The sequence below is a fragment of the Paramuribaculum intestinale genome, from assembly GCF_003024925.1.
In the GTDB taxonomy this organism is placed as follows: Bacteria; Bacteroidota; Bacteroidia; order Bacteroidales; family Muribaculaceae; genus Paramuribaculum; species Paramuribaculum intestinale.
This window is the reverse complement of record NZ_PUED01000151.1, coordinates 1-5,741: the sequence shown is the minus strand read 5'-3', so window position 1 is coordinate 5,741 and position 5,741 is coordinate 1. Positions and strand designations below refer to the sequence as shown.

The 5,741-nt window shown below is 45.6% G+C and carries 4 protein-coding genes; all 4 read right to left on the bottom strand.

Annotated elements, in window-relative coordinates; genetic code table 11:
- Positions 1 to 723: AbiH family protein (locus C5O24_RS10240; RefSeq protein WP_107681790.1), on the bottom strand; the 723-nt coding region annotated here is incomplete at its 3' end.
- Between the two features lie 7 nt (positions 724 to 730).
- Complete coding sequence (locus C5O24_RS10235) at positions 731 to 3,949, bottom strand: type I restriction endonuclease subunit R (RefSeq protein ID WP_107681789.1); 3,219 nt, start codon at positions 3,947 to 3,949, stop codon at positions 731 to 733.
- Between the two features lie 4 nt (positions 3,950 to 3,953).
- Positions 3,954 to 5,090 (bottom strand): restriction endonuclease subunit S, encoded by a 1,137-nt coding sequence (locus tag C5O24_RS10230; RefSeq protein WP_107681788.1) that lies wholly within the window; start codon positions 5,088 to 5,090, stop codon positions 3,954 to 3,956.
- On the bottom strand, positions 5,074 to 5,741 hold a 668-nt coding region (locus C5O24_RS10225), incomplete at its 5' end, for an N-6 DNA methylase (protein ID WP_153061369.1). The genes C5O24_RS10225 and C5O24_RS10230, both read right to left, overlap by 17 nt.

The window sequence follows — 5,741 nt, the reverse complement described above, 5'->3', positions numbered from 1 at the left end:
CCTTATATTTTGTAGGGCACCATGATCAATACGATGCCCCTGCATTTTATTAAGCAAAGGTTTTATTAGATACTCCTGTACTTCGACTATTTCTCTCAACTCCGGATTCATTATTTGAGTCTTGTTATTCACACCAATCAATGGAACATCGCTTTTGCCATGTATATGAATGATTTGAGAAAGATTGATTTTATAGCTTGTGTGCAATGGCCATAAATCTAATCGAAGTGAATTATTCTGATAACTCAAAAGTTGTTCAATTGTGCTGGTGTAATTAAAAGATATTATTTTAACATCACAATCCTGACCTGTCCAATGTGCATAAAATTCCCTGAGAAGCTCTTGTTCTGCTTTACAAAAACAGTTCTCAGGATGAGCAAGACTCTTTTTTAGCTTTTCTATATTAAATTTTGAAATATCTAACTTTTCTTCCTCAATAGTTTGAATAAACTCCCTGAACCGATCATTGATATCATTATATGTCATTTCCAATTCTTCAAGTGAAGAAAAGTTAGTAGTGTATGCACCTAAAGCGATTTCCAGGTCTGACCAATATTTGTCATCAGTACTAAGGGTTTCCTTGAGATGCTCTTTTAACTTTTTTACATGTTCGTTATCTCCGGAAGAATCAAGAGCAAGATAATAGTCATAAAAATCTTTATATCGAGTTTTTAGCCCGATGTTAATGTCAAATCCGTTTCCAATTAAATAAACGATATTCATTATGGTCTTATGGTTCTGCGGCTATTGAAGTAGAATCATTTGAGTACGTTGAGTATGGGCGTGGCGAGGAGTGACGCTTGAAATTCTCGGCTTGTTCCAGAATTTCTTTGAATACTTCGTCGTGTATGATTGGCGGATAACCTGCGCTCGACAAAAGAATAATGATGTTCATCTTCAAGGTGTCTCGAATGTCGCCACGATTAGCCCAGTCAATAACGGATGCTTGCTGTTCGACAAGTTCCTTAACCTGTTTTGCAAGGTCGGTAAGCTTATCATCCGGGAACTTGTCTGCGAAGTCGTACTTGACAGCGACAGATTTTAATATGTCGAAGAAAGCCATCTCCTTGAAGTCGAGTCCAAGCGAGTCTCCTGCGGTTCTCGCGTTGTTGACATCAGCCATGAGGTCAACCATCTGCGAAACTACTTCGTCGATAACATCGTTGGCGAGGGCCGCATCGTCCGAGCGGTCGTTATACTTTTTCACTATTTCTTCGAGCCGTTTGGTGAAGTCAATGCCTTTTTGCTTATTGACTTTCTTAAGCGATTCAATCACCTGTTTAAGCAGTTGCTCCATGAGCTTGACCTGCGTATTCTTATAGGGAATTTGGCTCAACCGCTTCATGTACTCGGCTGAAAGCAGGTCTATTTCCTCGTCAGCCGATACACCGATATTCTGAATTTCCTCGACGGCTTCACTCGTCAATGCGTCCTTTATCATTTCGGCTACGCGGCGGTTCATCTGAGCCGCATCGGGAGCCTCGCCCTTGGTGAGTTTGAAGATAACGGAGCGCACGGCGAAGAAGAAGTGAATATCATCGTCTTCCTCTTTGATTATCTGCTCGGAGTTGCAGCATATGTTGTAAGCCTCGCGCATCTTTTTGCAATGGCGCATGAACTTGGTTTCCGACTCCTTGGTGCGCTGAATAAATTCAGCGGTCATATTGAGACAGTGTAGCTGTTCGAGCGGTTTGCCTAAGAAATAGAGCGACCAATCAAAGCCTGTAAACATACGGCGTAAGATGTCGAGTTCATCTTTCAGTATTTTCAGCGACTGCTCTATGGAGTCAAGCGAGTAACCCTCGACACCGCCTCCAGCGTAGTGGCTGAGTGCGGCGTTCATCTGTTTCTTTATGCCGAGGTAGTCCACTACGAGTCCTTTCTCTTTGCCGGGATAAACGCGGTTCACACGGGAGATTGTCTGAACGAGTGTGTGCATCTGCAATGGCTTGAAGCAATACATTGTATCAAGACATGGCACATCGAAGCCAGTTATCCACATGTCGACGACAATAGCGATTTTGAAATTGCTCTTTACAGCCTTGAACTGTTTATCAAGTCCTTTGCGATATTCGTCCGAGCCGAGCAAGTTCCACATCTCCTGTGGATCTTGCTTGTCGCGAGTGAGCACCATGCAGATGCGCGGCATCGGTTTGATTTCCTCGCGTTCCTTGTCGGTTAGGGTTTCGCCGTCGATACACTCCTTCACCTCCGTCCATTCGGGGCGCAGTCGGGTGATGGCCTGATAGAGATTCCACGCGATGGCTCGGCAACTGCATACAATCATAGCCTTGCCCTCGACTGTCGAACCCTCCTCAACGCGCTTCTCGTAATGCTCGACAATATCTTTGGCAATGTTGGCGAGCAAGTCGGGGTCGTTGAGAATAACGTCGATGCGCGTCATGCGCTTTTTGCTTTCCTCTATCTGATAGTCGGTCGCGCCCTCGTCCTTGCATTTCTTATAGTATTCCTCAATCTCCTTGACTTTCGAGGAATTGAGAATAACCTTTGCAGCGCGACCCTCATAGGCTATCTTACGGGTGATGCCGTCGGCAACGGCTTCTGTCATTGTGTAGCGTGTCACAATCGGGCCGAACACATCGATGGTATCATCCTTTGGGGTGCCTGTAAATCCTACATATGTGGCATTTGGGAACGAGTCACGCAGATACTTGGCGAAGCCGAAGTTGCGCTTCACTCCTTTTTCGGTTATGGTGGTTTTCTGCTCCAGTCCTGTCTGTGAGCGGTGAGCCTCGTCGGATATGCAGATGATGTTGGAGCGGTCGCTCAACAGCCCTGTGTTTTCCTCGAACTTCTGAACTGTGGTGAGGAAAACGCCGCCAGAGGTGCGGTTTGCCAGTTGCGTTTTCAAGTCTTCGCGGCTCTCTACCTGCATCACCGTATCATCACCGATAAACTTCTTGGCATTCAGAAATTGCTTGGCAAGCTGATCGTCAAGGTCTGTGCGGTCGGTGATAAGTACGATTGTCGGGCTGCTCAACTCTTTTGACTGCATAAGCTGTCGGGCGAGGAAAAGCATTGTGTAGCTTTTGCCGCAGCCGGTGGCACCGAAGTAGGTACCTCCCTTTCCGTCCCCGTTCCCGTTGATTTTGCTATGCCGGAGAATATTTTCAAACAAAAGTGTGGTGGCGAAATACTGAGGATAGCGGCACACCACTTTCACCTCGTCGGTGGTGGTATCGGGAAGGAATATGAAATGATGTACCACATCGAGCAAACGCTCTTTGCGGAACAATCCCTGCATCATCGTGAACATGGAATTGAAGCCGCCCTCTACTTCCTCATCGTCGTGCTCCACCTTGCGCCATGTGTAGAAGTATTCGTATGGTGCGAAGAACGAGCCGAATTTATTATTAACGCCGTCACTGATAACAACAAAGGCATTATAGCGGAACAGGCTCGGAATGTCGCGACGGTAACGGATGGTGAGCTGGTCGTATGCGTTCTCAATAGTGGTGTTCTCTTTGATTGCGCTCTTGAACTCCAGTACCACAAGAGGAATACCATTGACGAATACAATTCCGTCGGGGATGCGCAGATGGTTTTCTTCTATCTGAAATTGATTGACAAACTTAAAGAGGTTGTTCTTGGGGTTATTATAGTCAATCAAGGAAATAAAAAGGTTTGGCTTGGAGGTGTCCTCGCGTTTGATTGCGAAGCCTTTCATGATAAGGCGTATCGCTTCGGTGTTCTGTGCGTAGACACTGCCGCCCTCAGTCGATTCGAGGTGGTTTATGGCTGCGGATATTTCGTTCTCGGTAATACCGTCAGCTTCATACCGCTCACGCAGAAAAGAGCGCAGGTCTTCGTAAAGAATGACATCGCGAGAATCGCGGACGATGGCTTCCCCATGTACATAATCGTAGCCCTGCTCTTTGAACAAGTCTACGAAAGCGGTCTCCAATTGCGGTTCGTTAAATGCTGACATGGTATTATAGTTTGGAGAGTTTGGAGAGAAGTAGTGTCTTAGAATTAAGAAGAATATTAATTTCGGCTTCAAGCGAAGATTGATATTCTAAAATCGGATTACATAATGTGTGAAATTTTAACACATCATTTTCTGCCGGAATCACACAAGTCGTAGGCCGAATCATAGAACAGTAGAGTCGCGTTTGATTAGTGCTACCTTGACAAATATTTTTGAAGTGCGATTCCAAATTAACCAATGTAAGAAAAATATAGTCAACCCATATTTTCGACTTTGCTCGAACAAGTGTCATATTGGAGTCAAAAGTTAGATTCACTGGATTGAACTTTATAATGCCGACTCTTCCGAGTGTTCCTTCTCCAGTTGAATTAATTATAACGTCACCTTTCAGACACTGGATGGCGGATGATTTTGGAATGTGACAACGAGCCTTTGACAAATCGAAGGTGTGATTATAATTACACTTCTGCCCAAGTACCCGAAAATTACTACATTCAATATAGTTCGGTATGGTTCCGGCTGAAATAGTTTCTACAGCATCCTGAATCGTACCCATGCGCCAGCCTGCGGGGAGGTTTTCGGGGTCGATGTTGTCGACGAACATGTGGCGGTAGATAGTTTGGGCGGTGGCTTCGAGTGTGGCTATGAGGCGGCGGTTGCTTTCAATCCGCCGCTCGATGGCCTGATACTCCGCTACTATCTTCCGCTGTTCCTCTATCGGAGGTACAGGCAACATGACATCACACATTTCTTCCCACTCGAAGTATTCGTGTGCGCTGCCGTGAGATTTGAAACGAGCGTAGCGGTCAAATTCGGGTCGCTTAAACCACATCATCAAATAGTACGGGTTAAGCAACTCCTCATTCTTTATCTTAAAGGTGAGATAAGAAGCGGAAACCGTACAATCTTGGCCATCTCGATATGCAATGGAAATTTTATCGCCATTGCGAGTGGTGGCTCGGTTGTAGGCGAACCAACCTCTGCGCACTATCTTATCGGCAACAGAGTTTTCAGCAACTTGTCGAGGATCCTGAAAATATTTGAGATTACAGATACCCTGAGAAAGTTTGACCGACAAATCACGGTTGCGAGCTTCCACAACTTCTATATAGTCGCCGAGCCGCTTATAAGTCGATTTCATAGCCAAGGGTTTTGAAAACATCAAGGAGTTCGGCACGGCTGTCTGCTTCTTCTTTTAGAATGTCGGCGAGTTCGGATTGAAGAGCCGACATTTTAGTTTCATAATCAACGGTTTCATCGTTGTTAGCAAACTCAATGTATTTGCTCGGAACAAGCGAATATCCTTTACCTGCCACTTCTTCAAGAGATGCGGAATAGCAGAACTCAGGAATGTCAGCGTATGATTCGGTATGTCCCTCTCGCTGCCAGTTGTGGTAAACATTGGCAACTTCTTCAATTGTTTCCGGCGAGAACTGAACATATTTCTTTTCAAAAGGAATACCTCTGCGGCGCAAATCCATGAAAAGGATTTCGTGCTCACGGTCACGATAATGGATTTCCTCACCATTGCGAGTAACTACGCGAGCTTTCTTGTTGGCATTGAGAATCCATAGAGTAACGGAAATATCGGTGGAGTAAAAGAGATTGTTGGGGAGTATTATTATCGCCTCTACAAGTCCGCGCTCTATCATCTTACGGCGGATTGCACCCTCGGTGCCGTCGGCACTGAGCGCACCGTTGGCAAGGATGAAGCCGGCCACACCGTTGCAGGAAAGTTTGCTTGCCATGTTGAGAATCCAGCCATAGTTGGCGTTGGAGGTGGGAGGTATGT

Bases quoted from the DNA above. Each gene is read 5' to 3' on its own strand.
- C5O24_RS10230 (WP_107681788.1), bottom strand. From the start codon at position 5,090: ATGAAATCGACTTATAAGCGGCTCGGCGACTATATAGAAGTTGTGGAA.
- C5O24_RS10235 (WP_107681789.1), bottom strand. From the start codon at position 3,949: ATGTCAGCATTTAACGAACCGCAATTGGAGACCGCTTTCGTAGACTTG.